A 24,793-nucleotide genomic window follows, 5' to 3' on the forward strand; every position below is an offset into this window, starting at 1 on the left:
AATGTTCTTGTATTCACGAACTTCTGTAGGAAGTTGTCACTGAATCTAGTACTTTTCAAAAGCATCAAAGTGACCACGGCGGAGCCGCAGCATGAATACTATGTTATGTGACGCTGCTGCCTTCTTTGAATTTACTTACTTTAGCTTTTCAATTGTCCATATTAATCTATGGTAAGTTCTCCTTATTCCTGTTTCTGATTTAAGTTTGTCATGAATTTTTTCAATATATTTATAATCTTCACCTAAATCAAAATCATCAATAATAGGTGTTGAAGATAAAAGAAGAGCAACATCCTCAATTGTTGGATAGTAAGCATCGCAAAAATATTCTCGAATTTCCTTAAATTTTACTTTGTTATTGTGTTGTAATCTTCTCTTAATTTCTTCATATCTCGATCTATTTGATTCTGTAAATCCTTGGCCTCTATTAAATATTTTCTTGAATTCAATTGCGTCTTGATCACCAATAGTTATTTCGACTATCTGTCCTCCTGGCTTACAAACACGTATTGCCTCTTCTAAAAAATAAGGTTCACTCACAGGGCCCCTGCGACTTATTATTAAGTCAAAATAATTATCTTCAAACGGTAGTTCCTTGGCATCAGCTATCATAAATTCAACATTTTTTGTGTTTGTGTTACTTCTAGCTTTATCTATCATTACTGGAGACAAATCAATTCCAATTATCCTATCGACAAAACCAGCTATTTCAGATGTGAATTTCCCATCGGCACAAGCTACATCTAAGGCTAACGGAAACTTCTTAACCTTGTTCTTCACTAATTCAATAAAATCTTCTTCTCCACTGTTTCCTTCGATAGTCACTGTGTAATTTCCTTGGTAACCATTTAGTTTTTGAGCGATTTGGTTCCACCAATCGGTTTGATTTGCATTTGTTTTGTTTCGCATCTTAGATATCCCACCATATAATTTAATTTATTCTTACAGAAGGTTCCTATAACGTTTAGATATTCACGAACTTCCGCAGGAAGTTGTCGCTAAATCTGCTTCTTCTGCCAAAACATCACTTTAATTTGATATGATCTATTATATTTAATTCTATCCTTTCACTATTCTCATTACCGTTACTATCTGTCCAAATTAAATTCATATATGTCATTTCAAGCTCATCTATTTTCATTTCTTTTTCTCGTGTAGATAGAGGTCCACTAATGGATCCTAATTTATCAATATTACTAAATATATTAATAGCCCCATTTGTCCCTGATTTAGATCCCACCAATACTGTTTCAGGTTTGAAACTCTTATTAACTTCAACGAATTCGTATTTTATGTAGTTAGAATCAATAATTTCACTTTCTTTTCCTAAATAGACCAAACTTGCAGAGCCTCTCCACATCGAATTCTTAGTTTTTACCACTTTATAGTTCATTACATTCCAAGATGTTCCTTCACCGTTCAATGTGAATATTTCAACGATAGATTTGATATCCTGTTTTTTTTCTTTCAGAAATAAAATAAGAAATATGAAATTTGTTACAAGAAGAAGCAGAATCAAAAAACATATCATTTTTTTCTTCATTCCCTTTATCTCCTTATAATATATTGTAATGTTTTCGTATTGCTGTGCTACTTCATCGCTACATAACTTCTTCCAACCAAGGGCGAACTCCCGCTACGTGAATCTGGTGCTATAGGATGTCAGCGCCTTCTTTGAGTTACTCTAAGAAATCAATTATTTTGTTTCTATACTCATCCCAATTATAATTTTCATTTCTTATTATTAGCTTTGGAATATCCCACTCCTTAACGATATTGGATACAAAATTCTGATTTCTCGTCCAGAACTTGCCTGCCTCGATAAAATCATCATCTGTATAAAGTCCACATCGATCTTGAGTGAATTCAGGTCCACGAATATTACATATCCACCTCCAGTTTTGTTCTACATTCACTTGATAATAATAGATGAGAACAGGATCAAGACAGCTTAAAATAGATTGTATTTTCTTTGTCAGATCTAATATTTTTTGCTCGTCCATTTGCATATTAAAAGCAAAGCCTAAAGTATCCTGAAAAACGTAGCTCTCCATAATCGTGATTTCATCTCGATCTATTCTTTTATTAACAAAATTAGTAAATAGCTCTACAACCTTTTTAGTAAACCATTCTGCTTCTTCTAAATTAGTGAATGAGGTAAATTGCTTATCGTATATTCGTAATGGATGATTATCTTCCAGCTCGTGATAAAACCTATTTGGGAGATTCAACTCACTCAATCTTTCATTTATAAAGCTTCCAGTCGTTGACTTACCTGACCCAGGCATTCCATCAATTAATATCAATTTTTTCTCCATTAAAAATCCTCATCTCTGAATTCGTATTATGATTTAGCTCTGAATACTGTGTTATCCGATGTAACCTTTTGGTACTTCACACCTTTCCATTAGGTTTTTTCGGATACGTTTCCGTTTTCACGAAGTACCAGCACCCTAAGGTCCGAAGGATCGACCGCGATGCGGTTGTGTCCCGGCAATCACTTCTCAGACTTTTCTTACCGGACCGTGGCGGTTTGTCCGCCGAAGCGTGAACATATTGCTATACGCTGCTGTATTGCTCTTCTATGTAACTGACTTCAATCGTTCTTTAATGATTTTTAATAATTGCTCTTGTTCTTCTTTAGGCATCCATTCTACTAATCTTGCTGCAGCAACTGGCAAGATCCATCTATCGATATCAGCGTAATCTAGTCCTGAAAGCTACATCCGTGTCCTGGTTGCCATGAAGAAATAATGTAGGTGGATAGTCTTTTGTAATATTATCAATTGGATTATATTGTATTAATTTATCCCTATTTAATTTAGGGTCCATTTTTGTCACTTCTTGAACCCAGATCCCTTGTTGACGACAATAAATGTAATAGTCAAATCTTTCCCACTTACCATTAGTAATTTCAACTTTACCAATACGATTTATTGCACTAACCTTATCAATAATTGCTTTCTTACAGTAGTACTCACTTGGTTGTGTATACCAATTCCCTAAAATATCTCCATACCCATAGAAAGAAATGATAGCTTTTGGTTTTTAATCCATTGTTCCAGTTAATAAGCTCAGATATCCACCTGCTGAACTCCCCATTACTGCAATTTTATTAATATCAAAATCATACCATTCAGTTGCTGCCGTTCTTACCCATTTAATTGCATCCCTTACATCTTCAATAATAAGATCTAAACTAGTTTCAGGTGCGAGGCGATAATCTATATTAACCAAACTAAATCCGTTATTAGTTAAATATTCAATTTGTTCAACTGGCAACCATTCTCTTGTACCAAAGATTAATGCACCACTATGAATATATATTATTACTGGTGTTCTTACTCCTTGATAATATATGTCAGCACTTATAGAACTATTTTCAGTTTGCTTATAAATCCTTGTTTCTTTCATTTTTTCCTCCCCTGCTAATTGCATCAATGTGACCAAGGACGTATGCCCGCTGCTTGAATACTGTGTTATATGTTGTATCTGCCTCAATCGAGTAACCTAAAGAGTCAGTTTGATATATCTTTCTTTAAATAATAATGTGTGTGTCTTCCGGCATTCTCAATTGTTCCATAGATCTGAAAACCTTCTTTCAAATAAAAGTCTAATGCTTGAAAACTTAATGTATCTAGCTTTATAAAATCACATTTCTTTTCTTTAGCTATTTTCTCTGCTTCCCTTAGTAGAGCTCTTCCATATCCTGATTTTCGATGTTCTGAATCAACAAATAAATATTGAATCTCCAACCAATTCCAACAAAACTCTCCAACTATACCTCCGAATATCTTTCCATCCTGATTCACTAAATGCAACTTTATTTCCTGATATCGGCCTTTTAAATCATCAGGAAAATGATTTAGATTGAACTCAATCATCTTGTTTCTTACGTAATCTTTGCTCTTTACACTTATTTTATTAGAAATTACTAATGACAAGTTGACTCACTCCAATTTCACTTCGATTATTCGTATGAATATGAAATCAACACACGACTTTTAGTAACTTTGCACTTAACATGCTCTTGCAGATATTCCATATAACGTTCAGGTATTTACGTACTTGCGCAGCAAGTTGTCAGAGAGCAAACAAATCCTGAATTCCCTCAGTTGACCAAGGCGCATCTGCTGCGTGAAAACGGTGTTATCGGGTGTTCGGACCTCTTTGAAATTTATTTCATACAATCTTTAGACTGTAATCTCTTGCTGTTTCTTACCAACAGCAATCCATCTTCTATCTATATCTTCAAATACAAATTCCTTATTATTATAATCTGTTGTTAATAAAGGTCTCACGATCTTTATCCCTAGCTTCTTAAAATTCACCTCCATTTCTTCTTGGTTATCCGTAATAAAATACGCATCATATCCATATCCATGAACTTCTCGATTTGGTTCTATATATTCTTTATTTGATTTTATTAAAACAATCTCTATCTGATCGTTATACAGGCAAATATGTGGCTCTAATGAATTAAGATAACTTACTGCTTTGAAGCCAATATGTTCATAAAACTCAGCTGTCTTCTTCAAATCAGCACTCGGAAAAATCTGTAGTAAATTAGTAAATCCTCTGGTGTTCATATAGCTAACCCCTTCTTGTACAGTTTTAAATTTAATTGTCTTCTATTGAATTCATAATGAAGTCTCGAACAAAATCCAAAGGTTTTATGGTATTGTCAAGCGTGCTAGTAAATACAACTACAGTCTGAAAACTTGGAATGACAATAATAAATTGCCCGTTTCGTCCCATCGGAAAAAACATTCTGTTATTCAAAGTGAACAAGGCGTAGCCGCAGCGTGAATACGGTGATATGTGATGCATCTGACTTCTTGAAATACTTCACAAACCTAAATGTTGCGATGCTATCATTTATATATATCTTAAATGACTTCATCTATATCGCTTTTTCCCATTAAGGTTTCTGTTCATACTTTTTTGATTCATGGTTTTCATCTGAGTTGTCTGACATTTTAGTTGGACCTCCAACTGGTGCGGTTCATGGTGCGAGGATGAAATTTGTGATTAGATTTGATGTTCGTTTCTACTTACTACAACGAGATACGATCTAGTATTGTTGCTACTTCTGCTGAAAGCATCAAAGTGAACAAGGTGTAACCACCGCGTGAATACTGTGATATGTGATGTCAATGCCTTCTCCGAATTAAGCTTCGAAATACTTTACTAGCTTTCCAGGTTCAAACTTCTTATCAATAATTATTAATAATTGCTTTCCAAGTACTTCTGTAGGTTGTATTTGTCCTGTTTGATATGCCTCTTTAAAGAATTTTGCCATTTCAAAATCTTGATCATCCTTTCTTCTGGCGATTTCCTGCATTTCTGTATCAACCATTCCTGGGTCAACAGCTACTATTTCAATAGGATATTTCCGTTTCGATTGCTCTGACCCAATACATTGAGTAAACATATTTATTCCTGCTTTGGCTGTACAATATACACTCATTCCAGGGGCTGGATAGCTCCCTGACCCTGAAGATATATTAATAATCTTTCGTCTTATTGAAATGTTATCCGTTGCTTTAATAAAGCTTGATGTTAAAATCATTGGAGCAACAAGACTTGTTTGTAGATGTATATTAATTTCTTCAGCACTACATTGATCTATTGATTTCAAAGGTTCGAGCATCGCAGCATTATTAATGAGGCATACCATTTTGGAAGTATTTATGTCGATATGATCCAGAACTCCATTAAGCAACCGCTCAATATCTAAAATATTACTCAAGTCAAAATTGAAGTGAATGTACTTCGAGCACTTAGCTAACTTGTCAGAAATACTTCTTGAGATTCCGTATACATAACTACCATTCTCGAGGAGCATCTTTGCTAGTTGCTCTCCGATTCCCTTTGATGTTCCTGTAATAATAAAATGCTTATTATTCATTAGCATACCTCCGCTCTTAATACGCACTTGTATTAATTTCACCGAACGTTCGCGCATCCACGACGGCGAGAGCCTTAAGGGAGCGTCAATGACCCGGTCGTAGACTTAGGCTCCCAAGATCCCCACTTAACCGAACTACCTCGGGTAGACCAAGGGACGGCGCGTATGCCGGCCCGCCTCGTGGATGTATTGTTAGGTGATGTCATTGTCTTCCTATTACACTTTATATATTCTATAAAATATTTTGTAATCAACATACGTGCTATATCTAATCCTATCCTTCCATAGAATAAATCTAGTTAAATTGGGATCCACTTAGGTAACCGCAAACAAATTCATAAAAGGTATTAAGCTCTTTCAATTTCAGTAAATATCCATTCAGTAAAAGGCCGAACTTTAACTATAAAGTCAGTATGCTCTACTTCTGTCTCAAGGGATTTCTTATAATTACAAGTGAAAGGTCTAAGTTTTCATTAAATCCCGTACTATTTTCTTTCAGTTGCTGTAAGACCCTTTCTCGAGAACACTAAGATGTTGAGGCCTTCTTTGATTAACCATCACTTAATATTTCTTTTATAAGTTTAATTTGTTCATTTGGTAATCCTTCTGGCCAATTATCCATACTACAATACATGATTTCAGATATTTCTGAACTCGGTTTAAATGTTCCTTCTATTATCTTCCCTTTAAATATCAAATCAACTCTATTGGGTTTATTCCCATATATAGCTTTTGCTAGACCAGTAATATGGACTTTAAGTCCTGTTTCCTCATTTATTTCTCTTTCTAGGCCATTCTCTGGTTTCTCTAATTCCATCCACCCACCAGGGATTCCCCATGGTTCTTTTCGATATTCATGTTTAAGGATTAACACTTCTCCTTTTTCATTTGTAATTACTCCTAATACTGCAACTAAAAACTTATATTGTGCTCTGTAAACAATCCAATTCTTTAATCCATTAAAAGGCATGTGTTTATACATATAAACGAGCCAATCTCTCGGAATATAACTAATCAGTTTTGAGATCATTGAGCACCTCTTTCTATTTTGGTTTCTATTTATTGCGCCAATTTCTTATAACGTTCTTGTATTCACGAACTTGCGCAGGAAGTTGTCACATGAATTTACTACTCTGCCAAATGCATCAAAGCGACTAAGGGCGTATACCCACAGCGGGAATACTGTGTTATATGATCGGGACGCCTTCTTTGATTGAGCTCATAAAATGTCCTTAACCATAAGCATCTGAACATCAATTAGTTCATATCCTAATGATTTATAAAGGTTTATTGCAGCATGATTGCTTCCTATGACACCTAACGTAGCTTCACTCTTTTGTTTCTCGTCTCTTAGAAATTTCAAAGCCTCCATAATAGTTGCTTGCGCAATTCCTTGCCTTCTCCATTCAGGATGTGTAAAAATTTGCTCAGTTGCACTTCTTTCAGAAGATATCCCCCAAGTCATGCAACTACTTATAGGCCTACCGTTATCAAAAGCAGTAAACGTATCCCATTCGGGTCCACTCCGAAACCAATTTAACCTCGCTATACTCCAAGACTCTCCATCCGAACTATCTTTTTCTGCTTGTAAATACAGTTTTCTCTCCTCCGTTGGTTCCATTGCCCATCTCTTAATTTCGATTTCTTTATTAACCTTGTACTCGAGGAGGGGAAGTGTTAAATCACGTTTCATAATTAAGTAATTTAAGGAGTGATAGAATCCTTTAGACAGTAAAAAATCAATTGTTTTTAGATCTTCATGAGAGCAGGCTTTACTTATTTGAATTCGTTTATTGGGATACGCTTGACTGATCTGATATGCTCTATCAATAAGACGGTTAAATATATCTAACTCAATATGATCATAATCATTAGAATCAGTTTCAATTAAAAAGCGATGAATATAATTTGAGTCTTTCCCTTCTCTATCAAGGTACTCACAGGAATCTGTCGGCTCTAGGTGACCCGAGGCAACAACTTCATTGTTGATCTGAGCACATAAAATGTTTTCTGATTTAAAATCTGTATTGTACTGGTACGACAAATTAAATAAGAAATTAAATCTACTGATATCTTCGGCATCTTTGGAAATGTAGTTTCTAATATTAACATCCATGACACAGTCTCCTTTTTTGGCTGATTCGGTTTTAAGTCCCTTTTCATATAACGTTCTTGTATTCGCTTCTGCGGACAGAGATCCGAATGGATCGCGATGCGTAAATATGGTGTTAGCAGAAGTTAGTGTCTCTTTGATTCACTTCCAATAGTTCTTCTCTCGCCTCTATCAGCCATGGATGTACTAATTTCAGCTTCGATCATATTTATATTCTTCTTCCATTATTTCTATCGACAGATCCTTTGCTAAGTACAACATTTCACTTACTGGAACTGCATTACTAATATCGTGTAATAGTCCTGCTTGTACAGCCTTAAATGGATCAACCCCGTATAGTCCAGCTACACGTTTTGCTTCGGATGCAACTGTTAACGTATGCTTTAATGTTTCAAAATCATTATGTGCAACAAAGAAGGATTGAATATTATTCTCTAAATCATTTGAAAACTCCAAATCCAATACGTATGGTTTGAGAATTGAGTTCATATTTTTGCCGCCTTTCCATTAATTTCTGCTAACGTATCTTGTATTCACGAACTTGCGCAGCAAGTTGTTACTGAATCTGCTTCTTCTGCCAATAACATCAAAGTGACCAAAGCGGAGCCGCAGCATGAATCTTATGTTAGACGACGGATTCTTCTTCTTCTCCGAATAACCTCTTTCAAAATGTTCTTAAAATGTACTTTCCCAAAAAGGCCCTTCTTCTTTATTAAGGTATCTCAATAGAATGTCTCTTACCGGATATGGTTGTAGATTATGCTCTTCCATTTCATTTATCTTAATCCAATAAAATTCCAAATGATTCTCTTTAGACTCAGGGTTCAAATCATGATTGATCTTAGGTAGTACAACTCTAAATAAGTGATTTATTTCTTGATGATATGTATTAGGAAGGTCAAAATCAGCTTCGACACATCCAAGATATTCCTGTACAATGCAAATTTGTCCAAGTTCTTCTTTGATTTCCCTAGATAAAGTTGTTCTCATTCCTTCCCTAAATTCTACATGACCGCCTGGAAGAAAAGTATTATCCATTCCTTTACAGTGGGCAACTAATATTTTTCCTTCGGAGATAATAATCCCCCTTGCAAGTACATGATATTTTTGATTTTGGTTCTCCATATACTTCATGATATACCCCTCACATGATGGTTTTAATATTGGCTTAGCAAGATTTCCTATAACGTTCTTGTATTCACGAACTTCCGTAGGAAGTTGTCACTGAATGTGCAACTCTGCCCAAAGTATCAAGAGACCAAGGCGGAGCCGCAGCGTGAATACGGTGTTATCACATGCTGTGCCAACTCCGTAATGCTATAATTTTATATTTTCAATCTTTCTAATTGATGGTCTTCTATTAACTTTATACTCTCTCTATTTTCCACGAAATCCTTAATTTGTTTGGATATATTTGGAATTAAAAGTAATGATTCTAACTCATCTACAGGTATCCATTTAACAGCAACTTGATGAAGATCTGGATTATGAGGATGTCGTGGGATTGAATTATTAATTAATTTACATTCAAAAATAAGATGTAATCCATGACATTCATTCGCTGAATAATCTCCTGACTGTCTATGCGGAGCTAGCTCATATGTCAACGCCAACTTTCCAACCTCGACTTCCGCATTGGTTTCTTCATAAATTTCTCTGATAACGCCATCAACAATTGTTTCGCCTGGTTCTAAACCTCCACCAGGTAAATTATAATGGGTTCCATTATCTTCATATTCAACTAGAAGAATTGAATCATCTTCTATAATCAAACCAGTACACCTGATTCTAACGTGTGGCAAAGTTACACCTCATTTTTATATTTTGAACTTACCTTATTTTTCCCCAATTTTTTATAACGTTCAGAGGTTCACGACGGAACCCCACCATCTTCTTACTCTTGCTTTCTCTAGGTGGGGTTCTGTGTTGGTGTGTCTTCTTCTATGTTCAACTTCTTCCAACCAAGGACGAATGTCCGCTACGTGAAACTTGTGTTAGACGATGTTCATGACCTCTTCGAAATTCTAAGTGAAACTATACTTCGCTAGAATCTCCCCCCATGGGGCTAAGCCTACTTCCTGAAATCCTACCTTCTTATAGAACTTCCCTGCATAATCATTCTCCGGATTATAACCTAACATTAATATGTTTGTTCGATCATCCTTAATTTCTATATCATTAATAATCAGTTGCATGGCACTCTTACCATAACCACTTCCTTGAAATCGCTCGTCAATCATAAACCTGTAAATCCAATAATTACCGTCTTCTGGAGCTTTCCCATACATTGAGAAACCTACAAGTATTTCCTCAAAATAAATAGACTTAGTTACAAAGTCAGGTAAAAACTGTGCCTCTGCGATTGAATATAGATTCGATGCAATAAAACTCTGTTGTTCTTCTTTAGGTTTCAAATGAATACATTCTTCCCAATTGCTTTGATCTATCGATCTTAAACTAATCAAATTCTGATTCCTCCCATTTTAGTAGAGAAATCTAAATTCCAGACTCTCTACTTTTTTCTTGACCTCACCGATATTGCAAACGTGTTCTTTGTTTTCATTTCACATCACTCCTCTCATGGTTTTAAACAATGTTTGTAATATAATTCATGAATATCGTCTAAAGTTTCGTATATTCACGACGTCCGACAAAGTCAGATGTGTCCGGCTGATTCAGCTTCCCTGCCAATATCATCTGTCCGGACCGAGGGGCGAATGCCCCGATGCGTCATTATGGTGTTATAGAATGTCAGCGTCTTCTATTAGTTCATATGCCTTCGATTCAACGCCGTTTAACTTTGGAAAATCACCTTCCATTTGTGGCTTTAAATTTATTTCTTGACGACTAAAGGGGACTTTAATATACACTAACAAAAGCGATAGCAATCTATTAAGTTAGAGAATGCGCGCTGATTTCCGCTAACGTTACTTGATTCACGAACTTGTGCAGCAAGTTGTCACTGATTCTACTACTACTGTCAAAAGCATCAGAGTGACTAAGGCGTAGCCGCTGCGTGAATTCAGTGTTATATGATGTCGGGGACATCATTGAGTTGCTCTAAACATTTGTTCCAATCTTGGTCCTAATTCTTTCAATTTTTCTTTTATATATGGTTGCGTTCCCTCAGGCAGATCAGTAAGATTAAAATAATTCGCTTCTATTACTTCTTCGCCATCTGGCTTTATCTCACCATTGAAATCTGTGCAAATGTATCCGATGATTATATTGTAATATTCATGTCCATTCCTTAATTTTGTAAATAGTTCACTTCCTGAAAACACACCAAAGAGTCTAAGCGCTTCCAAATCTAAATTAATCTCTTCTTTTACTTCCCTTCTAAGACACTCTTCAACTGACTCTCCAAGTTCCATTAACCCTCCAGGGATTCCCCAAGATTGGTCTTGATATTTAACTAATAGTATTTTCCCAAAGCTATTTACAATTGCAACACTAGGTCTCACTAGGATTAACGGCTGATTGCCAACTATCTTTCTTAGATCTTCAATATGCCCCATTGACTATACCCCCATTTTGTTTTTTTTCTTTCCCCCGATGTCATATAACGTTCTTGTATTCACGAACTTTCGTAGGAAGTTGCCACATGTATCTTATACTTATGCCCAAATCATCACAGTGACCAAGGCGTAGCCGCTGCGTGAATACTATGTTAGGTGATGTATTCGCCATCATGCATAGTAAATCCACCTCGTGCCGATCTTATCGTAGATATAACTTAAAACTAGTTAGAGATCTTCATCTTAAGAAGTAGGGATTGAAAAATAGTTTGTATAGTTCACTTTCAATCTAGCTATTTCTATTGTTTACCTATTATTACATAAGGAAGGTCAGAAAGATAAAGCTCGCTTTCAATAGCACTTTCGATAACTACTTCCGTTTTATATATTTTTGCCGGTTTATCTGACCCAAGCCAAACCCTTTGATGCGCTGACAAAATAAATAACCCAACTTCGTCCCCAACAGCTGAAAATCGGTCGTGATAATCCTTGTATTCGGTAAGCGAAAACATTGAATTTAGTAACTTCCTAGTTGATGGTACATCGGGCACCACAAGCCCGATCTCGCTAATTCGAAGTAAATCAGTTGATTGGAATCTTCCTTGAGCTGTGATGTTTAAACTATGTCTAGCAATAAATTCAAGAACGTTCCCTGCTGGATCATAAAAATAAATCGAGGTTGCATTCCAAGTCTTTGAATATAATTGATAAGTATTGGCTGATAATTTGTTTAAATTAACTTCTCTTTCTTCTAACCATTTTATCGATTCTTCTAGTTTATTGTTTGAGATATCAAAAGCAAAATGATAAAAAGGATATTCCTCCAAATTTAAAGTTCTTTCGAAGGTCAAGGTAGAACACCCTACCTGAATTGTAAAATTATCATTATTTTCGTCTATGATTGGCAAGCACAAGATATTTGAGTAGAATTTTTGAAGTTCTTCAAGCTGAGCGGTAAGAAGCCTAATGTTTTTAATTAACAAAGTAAACACCTCCATGGTGATTAAGTTTGTTTCTATTTTTCTTTTGCGCGATTGCATATAACGTTCAGGTATTCACGAACTTGCGCAGCAAGTTGTCCCTGATTATACTTCTCTGCCAAAAGCATCTAAGTGACCACGACGTAGCCACCGCATGAATACTGTGTTAGATGAAGTTACCTTGAGATACTTGGAAATTATTTAATCCATCTCTTAATATATTAATTCCTTCGATCACCTCTTTCATATTCTCTTTATCATCCATACAGTAAAAATGTCTTTTAGATGCCAGTATAACTAAGCCTTTAATTGGATATGCGACATCCTGATGGACATGAAAATTGCTTGATTCATAAATTACTCCGCCTGTTGGTGTAATCATCCCATTTGTCAAAGCACGGCTCCAACATTTTTTTGTCGGATTTATTTTATATTAATTTTTTCTTCAAAAAGTATTGTTTTATTCCATTAGGGTATTCATCGTTAATACCAAATATTTCATATCCTATATTTTTATAAAAGTCAGGTGATTGATATGAAAACGTACATGTATGAGCAAATAAACATCCAAGATCTATTCCTCTTCTTTCAGCTTCAGTTATCATAACTTTTCCGGGGGTCTTTAGTAGTCCATTGGTTGCATGAACATTATATTGATATAAATTATTACAAATCTCTTTATATTCAGTATCATTCGATCCTAGTGTGATCTTAATATTTTCTAAAATAATATCTGTCATGGTAATCCTCACTCACTATAAGTATTTGAAATTAATAAGTTGTTTGCCTATCTTTCAGATATCGTTCTTGTATTCACGAACTTCCGTAGGAAGTTGTCACTGAATTTACTGCTCTGCCAAAAGCATCACAGTGACCATAGCGTAGCCATCGCGTGAATAGGGTGATATAAGATGTCAACGCCTTATTTGGATTACTTACACGATTCGACTATCGTACCCATTAACACATTAAGCAAGTAAATTGCTTGTTAATGGACTTTTTTAGTAAAACAATATGATAATTTATCAAAACCTTTAGACTCATAAAATTCATGAGCGTTTGTTCGTTGAAATCCACAATTTAATATAATGTAAGAAAGCCCTTTCTCAAAAGCATAGTTTTCAGCGTAGTTAAGAAGTTTAGTTCCTATTCCTTTTTGTTGAAAACTCTCTTGTACAACAAGACCATTAATTTTTAAGTATCCTACTTCGTATTCCAATGCCATTGTTTGTACCATCGTAATACAACCTACTACCTTGTTTTCAAACAATGCGACAATTGTTTTGTAGTTTTTACTCTTATTCAGTCTTTCAAACCGTTCTGAAATATTTTCAGCAGTGACAGTACCACTTCCTAAGTCATTATTCCACAACAATACAACGTCAGGATAATCAATTTCTTGAATTTCACGAATTTTAATATCCATATGTGGCCTCCAATATAACAAATAGAAATATTACTTTTATTCTTGCGCTTATTTCTTATAACGTTTTGTGTTCACGACGTCTATTCCCCTTAGATAGCTCTTATCTTAGGGGAATAGACGTGTCCGGCTGCTCCCACTTCTTTGAAATCCCTCGACCGGATCGAGGGGAGTATGCCCCGAAGCGCTAATATGGTGTTAGAGGATGTGGCTGCCTTCCTTGATTTACTTACAAATCATGGTTTAACAGCCTTCCATATATATTTCTTCTCTCTTACTCCTATTTTATTGTCGATTATATTTTCATTAACTTTTTGTTTTAATTGATCATTATATTCCGGCAAAGTATAATCTGGGTTTCCTGGAATACAGGTTAGAAACTTCGCAAATTCTTCTTCATTCGGATAGTAAGAGACTGCACTGTTGTATTCATTAATTTCTATATCAACATAACCATTATGATCCAGTTTCTGAATGACCTTATCGACAGCAGTATGTATCCCATAAATTACTCCACCAGAACGAAGTATTCTGCTGTGATCAATAATTGATGTAGGGCCTCTTCGGTCATATATCAAATCAAATTGATTGTCTTCAAATGGAAGTTCAGTTTTTGTTGTCGCATGAATAAAACTCACATTAGAAACTTTAGATTCTGATAACAGTTTAGTTGCAATTTTTAATAGCTCGATTGAATTATCCAATCCAATTATTGATTTCGTATACTTTGACATCTTCAAAGTGAATTCACCATGTCCACAACCAGCATCTAATACTGAATTACTATTAGAAAGCATTGTGATTAATTGTTCTTCAAATATCTGTTCACTTGAAATCCCAATTATTGTAGATAATACATTACTCTTATATCCGCCATTGCGTTTGGCGATCATGTCATACCAATCCAGTCCCATGATTAACCTCCAATAGTTTTTCTGTTTTCGAGCTGTTTCAGTATTTCATTTACTAATTCCTCAATTTCAAAATTTTCAGCATCAATTATTATATCTGCATAAGATTCGTACAACGGACATCTCTCTTGATAAAGTTGTGATAATGTTTGATTTTCTCTTAAAACAACGCCTCTTTGTTTTGTATCTTCCAGACGTTTTTTTATCATCTCAAAACTCAGTTTCAAATAAACAACAGTACCAATGTCCCTTAAATGTTTCATGGCTTCACTTCCATAAACTACACTTCCACCAGTAGCAATAACAGAACGATCGACAATTAAAGATGCATTTATTCTGTTTTCAATATCATTGAAGCCATCTATTCCTTCGTGTTCAATAATATCTTTTAATAAGTGTTTTTCTTGGTTTTGAATTAATAAATCACTATCTACAAAATCAAACCCCTTGACCTTTGCTAAAATTACACCGACAGTACTCTTACCTGCAGTCGGCATTCCAATCAGAATTATATTCACTTAATTTCTCCTATGGTTTTAATATCTTTATATTTTTCTATGCACTACTACATCAATTTCTATTTCGGGGCTTTCACATAACGTTCAGGTATTAACGAACCTGCGCATAGCAGGTTGTCACATGAATCAGCTGCTCTGCTAAAAGCATTACCAGTGACCGAGGAGTGTAAGCGACGATGCATTAATGCCGTGTTATAAGATGTCCCGCCTTCTTCGAGCGGCTAAAATACTGTGTTTTATGGAATTAGAGGTGATTGATGTTCATTTATTTTATCAGCTACGATTGTATAATATGCCGGAACACCACTATTAATATGATGCGGCTCCTCTTCTAATTTTCTTAAAAACATGTTCTTATCTGCTAATGTGGATAGTATTTCAGCCATCGTCCATTTTCTCAATAGAACTTTTGGTAGGTCTTTACGATCGCCTTCTGAAAGAAAGTCTGAAAAAGCTATCTTTTCTTCAACAAGTTTTGAATCAAAATAATTAGAACCTTTGCTTGAAAAAGGATGGAAATCCGTCAAAATCAGTCGACCATTGTCTCTTAGCAAGTTATTTACCAACTCAAAGATAGGGTTCAAATTAGAAAAATAATGCAAAATACCAAATTCCATAAGAACTAAATCATAATTACTAAGATTCATCTCAGCTGGTATATTTAGAACATCCGCCAGAACATAATTTAGTTTCACATTAGCATAACGAGCAACTTCTGAAGCATATCGTTGGTTTTCTTTGGAAATATCGACAATAGTGACATCTGCGCCCAGCAACGCTAATGGAATTGCCTTACTTCCCGTTGATCCAAGAAGATTAATAATTCTCTTTCCATTTGGGTCACCGATATACTTTATCCATCTACGAAGCTTATGTTTTCCATTAAGTTTTAGGTTTTCTGCTTGTGCTTCAGGGTGTCCGAAATGTATCGTCCATGCTTCATAAGCTTTTGTATTCCATGCTTTGCTATTAGCAGTCGTTTGTTTTTCTTGCATTAGACACCTCATTCTATTTTAGGGTTTTGCGGGGATTTCTTATAACGTTCAGATATTCACGAACTTCCGTAGGAAGTTCGTCACTGAATCTACTTCTCTGTTAGAGGCTTCACAGTGACCAAGGGCGTATGCCCGCCGCGTGAATACGATGTTATGAGATGTTCGGGCCTTCTATGAGTTTACTTACAATATCCATTATTGGTTTTGTGTAACTATCAAGATTTTTAATACCCTTTTGTGAAATCCATTGAACTTCAATAATGTCTTCATTATCTTTATTGTTTTTATCTAGTTTTATTTGCCCTTCAAACTCGGTTATTAGATATGTGTATTTTTTATTCTGTTCATGTATTAAATATAATCCTTTTACTTCAATTCCCGTTTCTTCTTTAACTTCTCTTATACAAGCCATTTCAGGGGTTTCATTCATTTCAATTCCCCCTCCGGGAAAATTCCATACGATAGCTCCTCTTTGAACATATTGTCTAACCATCAAAAGGTTGTCGTTTTGTATGATAACAGCTTGTGCAATGATTGGAAACACCTTCCATTTTTTATTAATGGGCTTAATGTGTTCGTTTCTATTGGTTTTATATATTTTATTACTGTGCTCGAATTTCTCATAACGTTTCCGTGTTCACGACGTCCCACCACCTTAAGGACCTTTTGGTCCGGCCGCGATGCGGTTAGGTGGTGCGGATGTGTCGCTTGAATTTGCTTCCATGACTTATCTCCTGGCGACCGAGGCGGCTTGTCCGCCGATGCGTGAACACATTGTTAGCTGAAGTAACCTTGAGATACCCCAAATATTCTGTCCAATTCAATAGCAACACCATCATTATCGTTGCTTTCGGTAATATTACTTGCAATATCCTTCAATTCTTTTATTGCATTACCCATCGCAACTGACCACCCACAAGTTTTAAACAGTCCGATATCATTATGATCATCACCAAAAACTATAACCTCTTCGTTTGGAATACCAAACCCATCAAGTAATTTAGACACGCCAAGTTCTTTTGATGCCTTCTTTGACATGATCTGAATCAACTGTCCATTGTCAGTTACTATTATGTTTAAGTTGGAATTAAATTTTTCCCTGAGCATCCCTACCTTTATATCTCCAGTTATCAAAATTTTTGTAGCATCAAATTCTTTGAGATCCTCAAGAGATCTTACAATTGGATTTTCTTTAACACCGGTGACAATTGAGTGATCAATCTCCTTCAGACTAAACCATTCATCTTGTACTTCAATCCCTATCTCATTATTTGGGTTGTCGTTAATGCAATGATCAAGAACTTCTGCCGAGAGAACCGAAGGAATTGGTTCATGAATATTAATGCCAAGACTAGTACTGGAGATTAAGGCTCCATTATAAAATACAAAAGAGCCAACATCTAATAATTCCTTTGGTAGAAAACTATATACGGCTCTTGGAGGACGGGCGGTAGCAAAGATTACATGCATTCCACGTTTAAGACAAGCCGTGACACTCTTGTAATTTCTGTCTGAAATCTTTTTTCCTGAATTAAGTAGTGTTCCATCTAGATCTAAAACTACTACAGAGTACATCATTGATTCACCTACTTATAATAATTATCTTCTAGGTTATTTCAGCTAACGTTCAGGTATTCACGAACTTCCGCAGGAAGTTGTCACTGAATCTGCTACTTCTGCCAAAAAGCATCAAATTGATCAAGGCAGAGCTTTTCTCTTGAAAATTCGGTCTATTCATTTGATTTCATTCAATATTGATGCTTTTTTAGTGGGTTAAGGTTTTACAACTAATCTAGGAGTTGGATCATCAACTGGTGCATCTATTGATGATCGTGAGTAAAGTATTGGATGATTATTTATGTTGTGAGTTCTCAGGGGTGTTGTTCTTTTATCTATTCTATCAAATTATTGCTTTGGGTTCAGGTATTCATGTTTATCAGATGTTATGCCAATAGAAAGTGTAATGTGAAAACTGCTGAAATCCTAATGACTTATAAAAAGAATTATCAGAAATAACATATGCTTTTTCAGCCCCAAAGGAGCGACCTCTTTTCAAGGCTTCTAAAACCACTGCCTTACCAAGTCCCTTACCCCGATACTCCGGTATTGTACATACAGGTTCCACATAAACATAATCAGTTTTCTGACTATACCATAAGCCGCAGTATGCAACATATTCCCCATCGGTATTTTCTGCAACAATGTGTATCAATGAATTCAAATTCGGTGCTGACAACATCACTTTTTGCTTATTCATAGTAGTTTCATCAACAGGTACAGATCCCTCGTTGTCAAATGCCTTCCATAGCAAATGATGAAGCTTATATAAGTCATTTTTTATATCAATATTTTTTACAATTATGCCTTCAGGAGTTATAAATTCAAGGCCAGCATTCTCTAGTGTAAGTTCAAGTATGTTTTCAGTAAGATCATTCTCCACAAAATTCTTACTATGCAATAAATCTAGAGTGTGAGTATCCTTGTCATTCACGGCAACCCCAAGGCCGTTCTCATTACTGAAAGTAACAATAGCATATTCTAATATATCTTCTTCTAATTCTCTAAACCCTTGTTTCGTTGCAAAAAATGCTTCACCGAAATAGTGGTCATAGGTTGCTATACCTACTAACTCGTCATTACAATACCACAAGCCAATCTTCTCCATTAAGTCACTATTAAATTCAGGATGAAAAAACATCCATTCCCACCTTGCCCAATTCCAATTTATATGATTACGGTCATCTTTTGATAATTCAATCAAAAAATTGCAAACGTTATCATAACAAGAATCGTCGAACCTTCTAAAGGTAATTTTCATTTCAATCCCCCATATTTTTTTTTGAGTCACAATAAAATTCCGTTTACATTTGCAACCATAGTTATTGATGTGCCGACCATGCAAACTTCTTCAAATCCAAATCGTTGATAAAGTTTAACCGCATCTTTATTAATCGGATCGACACTTAATGATATTCTACTAATGTTCTTCCTAGTAGCTTCTTTGAATAATTCATCTAATAAAGCCGTTCCAATTTCTCTCCCTCTGTATTCCTTTAATAGCGCCATTCCTATCTACGGTGCATCTTCATCAACATATCCAAACCCCTTATTGCTCTCATTATAAAATCGAACTGTTATAGAACCAATTGGCTAAGCTTCATTACTTATCGCAATAAATCCAAAGACTCCTTGTCGACCCCATCCTTCAACATACTTCAATAAGAAAGGCTCGTTAATTATCTCTTTGCTGAATACCTCTTGGCCATCTCGAACAAATAATGATTCATACAGCATTTCCCATAAGAAAGAAATATCATTTTGATTTATTGGTCTAAGAGTAAATTACATCTTTGTAATAACCCAATTTCTAATTATTTTCAAGGGTTTCGCATAACGTTCAGGTATTCACGAACTTCCGCAGGAAGTTGTCACATTAATCGACTACGCTGTCAAAAACATCAGCAGTGACCAAGGCGGAGCCGCTGCTTGAATACGGTGTTATACGCTGTTGTAATCCGAACTCCTCGAATGAAGACAGAACGTCGGCCTTCAACTAATGTGTTTATTGTCTTTAATGCTAATCTTGTAAAATGTCTTTTAGAGGGTTTAATCAAGTGTTTTAATTCTCATTAAACAATGTATCTTATTCTTTTTTCAAGTGGTTCAAGAATCATTGTCTCTATTCAGGTTTTTGTTGTGAAGTGCTTTTCAAATGTTTTTGATTATATGCGTGAGGTTGCAAAGTGACCCTTTGCATTCAGAGTCTAACTAAGGTGAGGAAATTCAAGTAATTAGTATGATTATAATTACTTTTGCTTCAAATAACAAGGACGTTGTAAACGCAAACACTGAACAGAACTCGGATTACAATGGCGTATAACGTTCTTGTATTCACGAACTTGCGTAGCAAGTTGTCACTGAATCTGCTACTTCTGCCTAAAGGATCAAAGTGACCAAGGCGCAGCCGCTGTGTGAATACTGTGTTAGGCGATGCTCTCTCTTCTTTGAATAACTAGCTTGAATATGGTCTTCTATATAGTTTTTCTTCTTTAATTATGTTTTTTCTTTAGTTTCTTATATATTCATTATTGCACTAATCCAAACCATAGTTCTTTTTAATCTCTAACCATGTTTCATACCAAAACGAAGTCATTTTCAATGGTTTTGACACTTCTATGTCCATTTCATTTGTTATTATATATACCCTTTCCTCCTTGACATGCATTTTATGTCCAAACTCGTACACTATATTAAGACATTCTTTTTTGTAATTTTCTTCACGTTTATCAGACCATTCTGACTTTTCAACAGAGAATCTTTTCATGTATTTTCCGTCCTTATGTATTTTTATAATTAAGGGGAATATCAAATGTTTTTACGTATTACGAGAGTTTCGCCTAACGTTTGGCATTCACGACGTTCATTCCCCTTAGATAGCTCAATTAACGCCTCTTTTGCATTATCTCTTACGATTTGATTGTGGTGATTTTCGAACTTAATGAAAATGGGAATATATTGTTTATTATAGGTATTACCTAATGCATTAAGTGCGTCAGCTAGTAAATCAGGTTCAACCTCTTCTATGTTTTCTGCCAGATAATTTAAGTTAGTATTCGAATAGTCGCTTAATAATTGAAGGATATCTTCCTTTACAGCTTTAATATGATTCACAAATAAATGTTTCTCTAAGAGTAAAATTATCTCGTTAAAAAATGGTGAATTATAGCCGAAATAAGGGTCCAGATATTTATCTAAGCAAAATAATAGACTCCTCTTTTCAGAATCATCTTTGCTATTCAAGACTTCACTGATTTCATTTACACCACTAGTTATAATTTCCTTGTGTTTCTGTGTATACGTTACATAACTAACTTCATGATCGTTCACAAAACACACCTTCCTTCATCAAGCACTACTTTCATTATCTTCTTGAAACGTACTTCCATTAATATTGCCCCAATATCTTATAACGTTCTTGTATTCACGAACTTGCGTAGCAAGTTGTCACACAGTAATTACATCTGGAATTTCCTCTGCTGACCAATGCGAAGCCGCCGCGTGAATACTGTGTTATAGGATGTAACCGACTCCATGTAATACAAAAAGACACCAAGCATTTATACCTGATGTCCTTCTATCCATAGTTCAATATCTTTTTCGGTAAGAGATCCTTCTGCTATACCTATTCCTAAATGAACTAATTCTCTCTGGGTGTATTCGATTTTAAAATGATTTAATTGCAATAATAAAATCATGGTTGCAATTCCAATTCTCTTATTTCCATCTACAAATCCATGGTTCTTTATTAAAGCATACGTTGTAACAGCTATTTTTGTTTTAAGATCAAGGTATAAATCTATACCGTCAAATGTAACAAAAGCTTTGCCTAGAGCACTCTCAATTATTCCGCGATCTCTCACACCATCACTTCCGGCAGTAGCAGAAATGATCTTATTATGAAATTGAAGAAGTTGTGATATAGTAATTGTCTTCATTATTTTGCTAACTCATCAAGAGCTTCTTTGTTTTCAAGAATGATATTATCCATCAGTAGATTAATCTGTTGATCATTTTTTTCATTCAAAAATTCAACAAAATCAATTACTTCTAATTGTTTTTCCGCTGTTAATTTTAAAAAATCTTGAAGCAACTTTTCCTCAAGTCTCATGTTAAAAACCTCCTAATGCATTTACTTACATTATACTCTATCCGCATAAAAAATACACTTTTGGTTTCCCGTTATTTCCTATAACGTTCTTGTATTCACGAGCTTGCGAAGCAAGTTGTCACATGAATCTGCTACTTCTGCCAATAGCATCCTCAGTGACCAAGGCGTAGCCGCGGGGTGAATACTGTGTTATATGATGTAGGGGGCTTCCTGGTATGCAATCAGAAAGCCTTTACTTTGTCTTCTCCAAAATAAAATCCCTTAAGATGTTTATCAAAAAAATCCTTTAATTCTTCTTGATTGATTGAATAGATAACTTGCCTATTTTTTATGTCTGTTCTCGTTATATAAATCTTCTCAAGATCATATTGAATTCGTATTTCTTTTTTGGCCTTTAATCTAAATAAAATACCTGCACTTATACTTTTGTTTGAGGGAATATGATCCAGCTCTGTAATTTCTGATTCAGACACGGAGTTAATCCAAGTTGCAATATTATTAATATCTTCTTGACTTAAATTAATATCTATCCAATTGATATTTGCACCTATTCCATCTCTCGTATATTCTGCCTTGGACATCTCAGTACTTGAAATTAGTTTAACTTGAATCTCCTTAGTAAAATTTGGTTTACTTGGATTATTGTTCACAACTTCGAATAAGAAATATATTGTCCCTATTAGGACAATGAAAATAATAATGCTTCTCGTACTAATTAATCGGGTTTTAATCGTAGTTCCCCCCATGTCATATAACGTTCAGGTATTCACGAACCTTGCGCATGCAAGGTTGTCACATGAATCTACTACTCTGTCAAAAGCAACATAGTGACCAAGGCGTAGCCGCTGTTTGAATACTGTGTTATGTGATGCCCCCGACCACTTTGAGTTACACCCATAACGTCATTAGTTCTTCATCAAAATATATTCCATTGTGTTTTAGAGCCCTGCTCTCCATACCATATACACTAAATCCAATTGATTCATATAATTTCTTGGCATTCTGGTTACCTACCACTACACAAAGATTTATTTGTTCAAGTCCTATATTCTGTTTTGCTAATTCAATTGCTTTCAATATGAGCCTTCTTCCTATCCCTTGAGAACGAAATTCTGGCTTCACATACATACCCCAAATAAACCCTTTGTGTTTGAACTTGATTGATTGTTCTTGTTTGAATCCAACTACCCCAATTATTTGATTGTTTATATCAAATGCGCCGAGAGCAAAACTATCCGTAGTCGGAGTTAATCCAGCACTTATTACTTCAATGTCTCTACTTTCGTATTCCTCATAGGTTAAACCAAATGATTCAGGTGAATTAATTAGTCCTTCAATTCTAAAAGCTCGGAATGATTTCATATCTTCAGGGTTTAATAATTTTATTTCTTCCATCATCATCACCTCAATTGACGTTCTCACGGGGGTTTCACATAACGTTCTTGTATTCACGAACTTGCGCAGCAAGTTGTCAGACAGCGAACACAGCCTGAATTTCCTATGCTGACCAAGGTGTAGCCGCTGCGTGAATACTGTGTTAGGTGAAGTTGCTGTCTTCACCGATTAACTTTCAAACATGTTAGTTCAGTAATAACCGTTCTTGTTACTCTAGCTAGTTAACCATCGACATAACCAAGTATTCCCTTACAAAATCCAAAGGTTTGATGGTATTCTCCAACGTGCTTGTAAACACGACTACCATTTGTAAACTTGGAATGTTAATAATAAATTGCCCGTTTCTTCCCATAGCGAAGTACATCCTGTTGTTTAAAGAAAAATCATTATGATTGGTATCTAACTTTGCTACCCACCAATGAGAAGCATAATGACCAATATAATCATAGGTTAACAAGTAGGGATCTGTAGATTTCTTGATCCATTCCGATGATACGATTCTCTTACCTTTCCATATGCCGTCCTGCAAGTAAAGCTGCCCGAATTTTGCTAAATTATACGGATGTAACCGTAGCCCATCAGAACCATAACTAATGCCTTTTGCATCCTCGAACCAAAGGTAATCTCTGTCTATACCTAAAGGTTTAAATAAATACTGTTCTGCAAATTCCGAAGTCTTCATTCCAGTGGCTTTGGTTAATATAGCGGAAAGTACATGAGAACAACCCGAATTATAGTTCATACGTTTTCCCGGATCATCTACTAACTCCCTATCAAACACAAATTTTACTACATCGTGGGTAAACATTGGAGGCATATAGTTCCATTCACCGAACTCCGGCCAATCCAGCCCTACGGTCATCGTCAAAAGCTGTTCTATCGTAATGTCTTTTTTACGCGGGTCCGCTTGATTGTAAACAATATCAGGAAAATAATACTCCATGGTAATATTAACCGAAGGTATAAAGCCTTTATCAATCGCTATTCCTATCAATATGGAAATAATGCTTTTTGTACATGAATTAATCCTCTGCAGGTTATTCCTAATTTTATTGCTTTTGTAATACTCATGAATTAATGTTCCTTGCTTTAAAACCAAACAGCTTTTAATTTTCGCCTTCTCAACGGATTTGATGAACTTCCCCATCAATTCAATATTCATTTTAAACTCTTTCGGTGTAGAAGTTGGCCACGTATTTAGATTTAGCATTCAAGTATTCCTTTCATATTTCGTTTAAAGTAATTTCACCTAACGTTCGGGAATTCACGACGTCCTATCGACTTAAGACAGCGAAGCTGCCGGGTGCGCGTCAGCGCACTTAGTCGATTGGATGTGTCCGGCTTATTCCGCTTCCTCGCTA

General features: G+C 35.3%; 32 protein-coding genes. All 32 read right to left on the bottom strand.

The window, feature by feature from the left end; translation table 11 throughout:
- Positions 1 to 135 precede the first annotated feature (135 nt).
- The 32 genes from AC1TPB_RS12785 to AC1TPB_RS12940 all read right to left on the bottom strand — a co-directional run bounded on the left by AC1TPB_RS12785 (position 136) and on the right by AC1TPB_RS12940 (position 24,594).
- A complete protein-coding gene (locus AC1TPB_RS12785; RefSeq protein ID WP_482076840.1) occupies positions 136 to 909 on the bottom strand; it encodes a class I SAM-dependent methyltransferase in 774 nt (257 codons plus the stop codon).
- A gap of 115 nt (positions 910 to 1,024) precedes the next feature.
- Positions 1,025 to 1,543, bottom strand: a complete 519-nt coding sequence (locus AC1TPB_RS12790; RefSeq protein WP_482076841.1) for a hypothetical protein — start codon at positions 1,541 to 1,543, stop codon at positions 1,025 to 1,027.
- 136 nt (positions 1,544 to 1,679) lie between these two features.
- Positions 1,680 to 2,318: a P-loop NTPase family protein gene (locus AC1TPB_RS12795; RefSeq protein WP_482076842.1), complete on the bottom strand. Its 639-nt coding sequence runs from the start codon at positions 2,316 to 2,318 to the stop codon at positions 1,680 to 1,682.
- Between the two features lie 730 nt (positions 2,319 to 3,048).
- The gene (locus AC1TPB_RS12800) at positions 3,049 to 3,438 is read right to left on the bottom strand and encodes an alpha/beta hydrolase fold domain-containing protein (RefSeq protein WP_482076843.1); all 390 of its coding nucleotides are present in this window, start codon (positions 3,436 to 3,438) and stop codon (positions 3,049 to 3,051) included.
- Positions 3,439 to 3,518: 80 nt separating this feature from the next.
- Positions 3,519 to 3,944, bottom strand: a complete 426-nt coding sequence (locus AC1TPB_RS12805) for a GNAT family N-acetyltransferase (RefSeq protein ID WP_482076844.1) — start codon at positions 3,942 to 3,944, stop codon at positions 3,519 to 3,521.
- A gap of 249 nt (positions 3,945 to 4,193) precedes the next feature.
- Entirely contained in the window at positions 4,194 to 4,589 is a 396-nt protein-coding gene (locus AC1TPB_RS12810) for a VOC family protein (protein WP_482076845.1), read from the bottom strand.
- A 581-nt stretch (positions 4,590 to 5,170) separates the two neighbouring features.
- The gene (locus tag AC1TPB_RS12815; RefSeq protein WP_482076846.1) at positions 5,171 to 5,911 is read right to left on the bottom strand and encodes an SDR family NAD(P)-dependent oxidoreductase; all 741 of its coding nucleotides are present in this window, start codon (positions 5,909 to 5,911) and stop codon (positions 5,171 to 5,173) included.
- A gap of 550 nt (positions 5,912 to 6,461) precedes the next feature.
- On the bottom strand, positions 6,462 to 6,941 hold the full coding sequence (locus tag AC1TPB_RS12820) for an NUDIX hydrolase (protein ID WP_482076847.1): 480 nt from the start codon (positions 6,939 to 6,941) through the stop codon (positions 6,462 to 6,464).
- A gap of 189 nt (positions 6,942 to 7,130) precedes the next feature.
- Complete coding sequence (locus AC1TPB_RS12825) at positions 7,131 to 8,027, bottom strand: GNAT family N-acetyltransferase (RefSeq protein WP_482076848.1); 897 nt, start codon at positions 8,025 to 8,027, stop codon at positions 7,131 to 7,133.
- Between the two features lie 189 nt (positions 8,028 to 8,216).
- Entirely contained in the window at positions 8,217 to 8,513 is a 297-nt protein-coding gene (locus AC1TPB_RS12830; protein WP_482076849.1) for an HDIG domain-containing metalloprotein, read from the bottom strand.
- Positions 8,514 to 8,699: 186 nt separating this feature from the next.
- The gene (locus AC1TPB_RS12835; RefSeq protein WP_482076850.1) at positions 8,700 to 9,158 is read right to left on the bottom strand and encodes an NUDIX domain-containing protein; all 459 of its coding nucleotides are present in this window, start codon (positions 9,156 to 9,158) and stop codon (positions 8,700 to 8,702) included.
- Positions 9,159 to 9,349: 191 nt separating this feature from the next.
- On the bottom strand, positions 9,350 to 9,796 hold the full coding sequence (locus tag AC1TPB_RS12840; protein ID WP_482076851.1) for an NUDIX domain-containing protein: 447 nt from the start codon (positions 9,794 to 9,796) through the stop codon (positions 9,350 to 9,352).
- Between the two features lie 252 nt (positions 9,797 to 10,048).
- On the bottom strand, positions 10,049 to 10,489 hold the full coding sequence (locus tag AC1TPB_RS12845; protein ID WP_482076852.1) for a GNAT family N-acetyltransferase: 441 nt from the start codon (positions 10,487 to 10,489) through the stop codon (positions 10,049 to 10,051).
- A 582-nt stretch (positions 10,490 to 11,071) separates the two neighbouring features.
- The gene (locus AC1TPB_RS12850; RefSeq protein WP_482076853.1) at positions 11,072 to 11,542 is read right to left on the bottom strand and encodes an NUDIX hydrolase; all 471 of its coding nucleotides are present in this window, start codon (positions 11,540 to 11,542) and stop codon (positions 11,072 to 11,074) included.
- A gap of 299 nt (positions 11,543 to 11,841) precedes the next feature.
- Positions 11,842 to 12,525: a VOC family protein gene (locus AC1TPB_RS12855; protein WP_482076854.1), complete on the bottom strand. Its 684-nt coding sequence runs from the start codon at positions 12,523 to 12,525 to the stop codon at positions 11,842 to 11,844.
- A gap of 163 nt (positions 12,526 to 12,688) precedes the next feature.
- Positions 12,689 to 12,916, bottom strand: coding sequence for a hypothetical protein (locus AC1TPB_RS12860; RefSeq protein ID WP_482076855.1), 228 nt, complete (start codon positions 12,914 to 12,916; stop codon positions 12,689 to 12,691).
- A 34-nt stretch (positions 12,917 to 12,950) separates the two neighbouring features.
- Positions 12,951 to 13,262, bottom strand: coding sequence for an N-acetyltransferase (locus AC1TPB_RS12865; protein ID WP_482076856.1), 312 nt, complete (start codon positions 13,260 to 13,262; stop codon positions 12,951 to 12,953).
- A 248-nt stretch (positions 13,263 to 13,510) separates the two neighbouring features.
- Positions 13,511 to 13,948: a GNAT family N-acetyltransferase gene (locus tag AC1TPB_RS12870; RefSeq protein WP_482076857.1), complete on the bottom strand. Its 438-nt coding sequence runs from the start codon at positions 13,946 to 13,948 to the stop codon at positions 13,511 to 13,513.
- A 233-nt stretch (positions 13,949 to 14,181) separates the two neighbouring features.
- On the bottom strand, positions 14,182 to 14,859 hold the full coding sequence (locus AC1TPB_RS12875) for a class I SAM-dependent methyltransferase (protein WP_482076858.1): 678 nt from the start codon (positions 14,857 to 14,859) through the stop codon (positions 14,182 to 14,184).
- A 2-nt stretch (positions 14,860 to 14,861) separates the two neighbouring features.
- Entirely contained in the window at positions 14,862 to 15,374 is a 513-nt protein-coding gene (locus tag AC1TPB_RS12880) for a shikimate kinase (protein WP_482076859.1), read from the bottom strand.
- Between the two features lie 236 nt (positions 15,375 to 15,610).
- On the bottom strand, positions 15,611 to 16,369 hold the full coding sequence (locus AC1TPB_RS12885; RefSeq protein ID WP_482076860.1) for a class I SAM-dependent methyltransferase: 759 nt from the start codon (positions 16,367 to 16,369) through the stop codon (positions 15,611 to 15,613).
- Positions 16,370 to 16,520: 151 nt separating this feature from the next.
- Positions 16,521 to 16,913 (bottom strand): NUDIX hydrolase, encoded by a 393-nt coding sequence (locus AC1TPB_RS12890; protein WP_482076861.1) that lies wholly within the window; start codon positions 16,911 to 16,913, stop codon positions 16,521 to 16,523.
- A gap of 233 nt (positions 16,914 to 17,146) precedes the next feature.
- A complete protein-coding gene (locus AC1TPB_RS12895) occupies positions 17,147 to 17,947 on the bottom strand; it encodes an HAD family hydrolase (protein WP_482076862.1) in 801 nt (266 codons plus the stop codon).
- 358 nt (positions 17,948 to 18,305) lie between these two features.
- Positions 18,306 to 19,187, bottom strand: coding sequence for a GNAT family N-acetyltransferase (locus tag AC1TPB_RS12900; protein WP_482076863.1), 882 nt, complete (start codon positions 19,185 to 19,187; stop codon positions 18,306 to 18,308).
- A 26-nt stretch (positions 19,188 to 19,213) separates the two neighbouring features.
- Positions 19,214 to 19,435: a GNAT family N-acetyltransferase gene (locus tag AC1TPB_RS12905; RefSeq protein ID WP_482076864.1), complete on the bottom strand. Its 222-nt coding sequence runs from the start codon at positions 19,433 to 19,435 to the stop codon at positions 19,214 to 19,216.
- Between the two features lie 1,027 nt (positions 19,436 to 20,462).
- Positions 20,463 to 20,693 (bottom strand): hypothetical protein, encoded by a 231-nt coding sequence (locus AC1TPB_RS12910; RefSeq protein WP_482076865.1) that lies wholly within the window; start codon positions 20,691 to 20,693, stop codon positions 20,463 to 20,465.
- A gap of 41 nt (positions 20,694 to 20,734) precedes the next feature.
- The gene (locus tag AC1TPB_RS12915) at positions 20,735 to 21,256 is read right to left on the bottom strand and encodes a hypothetical protein (protein WP_482076866.1); all 522 of its coding nucleotides are present in this window, start codon (positions 21,254 to 21,256) and stop codon (positions 20,735 to 20,737) included.
- A 230-nt stretch (positions 21,257 to 21,486) separates the two neighbouring features.
- Positions 21,487 to 21,864, bottom strand: a complete 378-nt coding sequence (locus AC1TPB_RS12920; protein ID WP_482076867.1) for a type II toxin-antitoxin system death-on-curing family toxin — start codon at positions 21,862 to 21,864, stop codon at positions 21,487 to 21,489.
- Complete coding sequence (locus AC1TPB_RS12925) at positions 21,864 to 22,037, bottom strand: hypothetical protein (RefSeq protein WP_482076868.1); 174 nt, start codon at positions 22,035 to 22,037, stop codon at positions 21,864 to 21,866. Before AC1TPB_RS12925 ends, AC1TPB_RS12920 begins: the two co-directional genes overlap by 1 nt.
- 221 nt (positions 22,038 to 22,258) lie before the next feature.
- A complete protein-coding gene (locus AC1TPB_RS12930; protein ID WP_482076869.1) occupies positions 22,259 to 22,618 on the bottom strand; it encodes a hypothetical protein in 360 nt (119 codons plus the stop codon).
- A 307-nt stretch (positions 22,619 to 22,925) separates the two neighbouring features.
- The gene (locus tag AC1TPB_RS12935; protein ID WP_482076870.1) at positions 22,926 to 23,489 is read right to left on the bottom strand and encodes a GNAT family N-acetyltransferase; all 564 of its coding nucleotides are present in this window, start codon (positions 23,487 to 23,489) and stop codon (positions 22,926 to 22,928) included.
- A gap of 160 nt (positions 23,490 to 23,649) precedes the next feature.
- A complete protein-coding gene (locus AC1TPB_RS12940) occupies positions 23,650 to 24,594 on the bottom strand; it encodes a serine hydrolase domain-containing protein (protein ID WP_482076871.1) in 945 nt (314 codons plus the stop codon).
- Between the last annotated feature and the right edge of the window lie 199 nt (positions 24,595 to 24,793).

Source organism: Paenibacillus sp. Y951 (genome assembly GCF_056786395.1).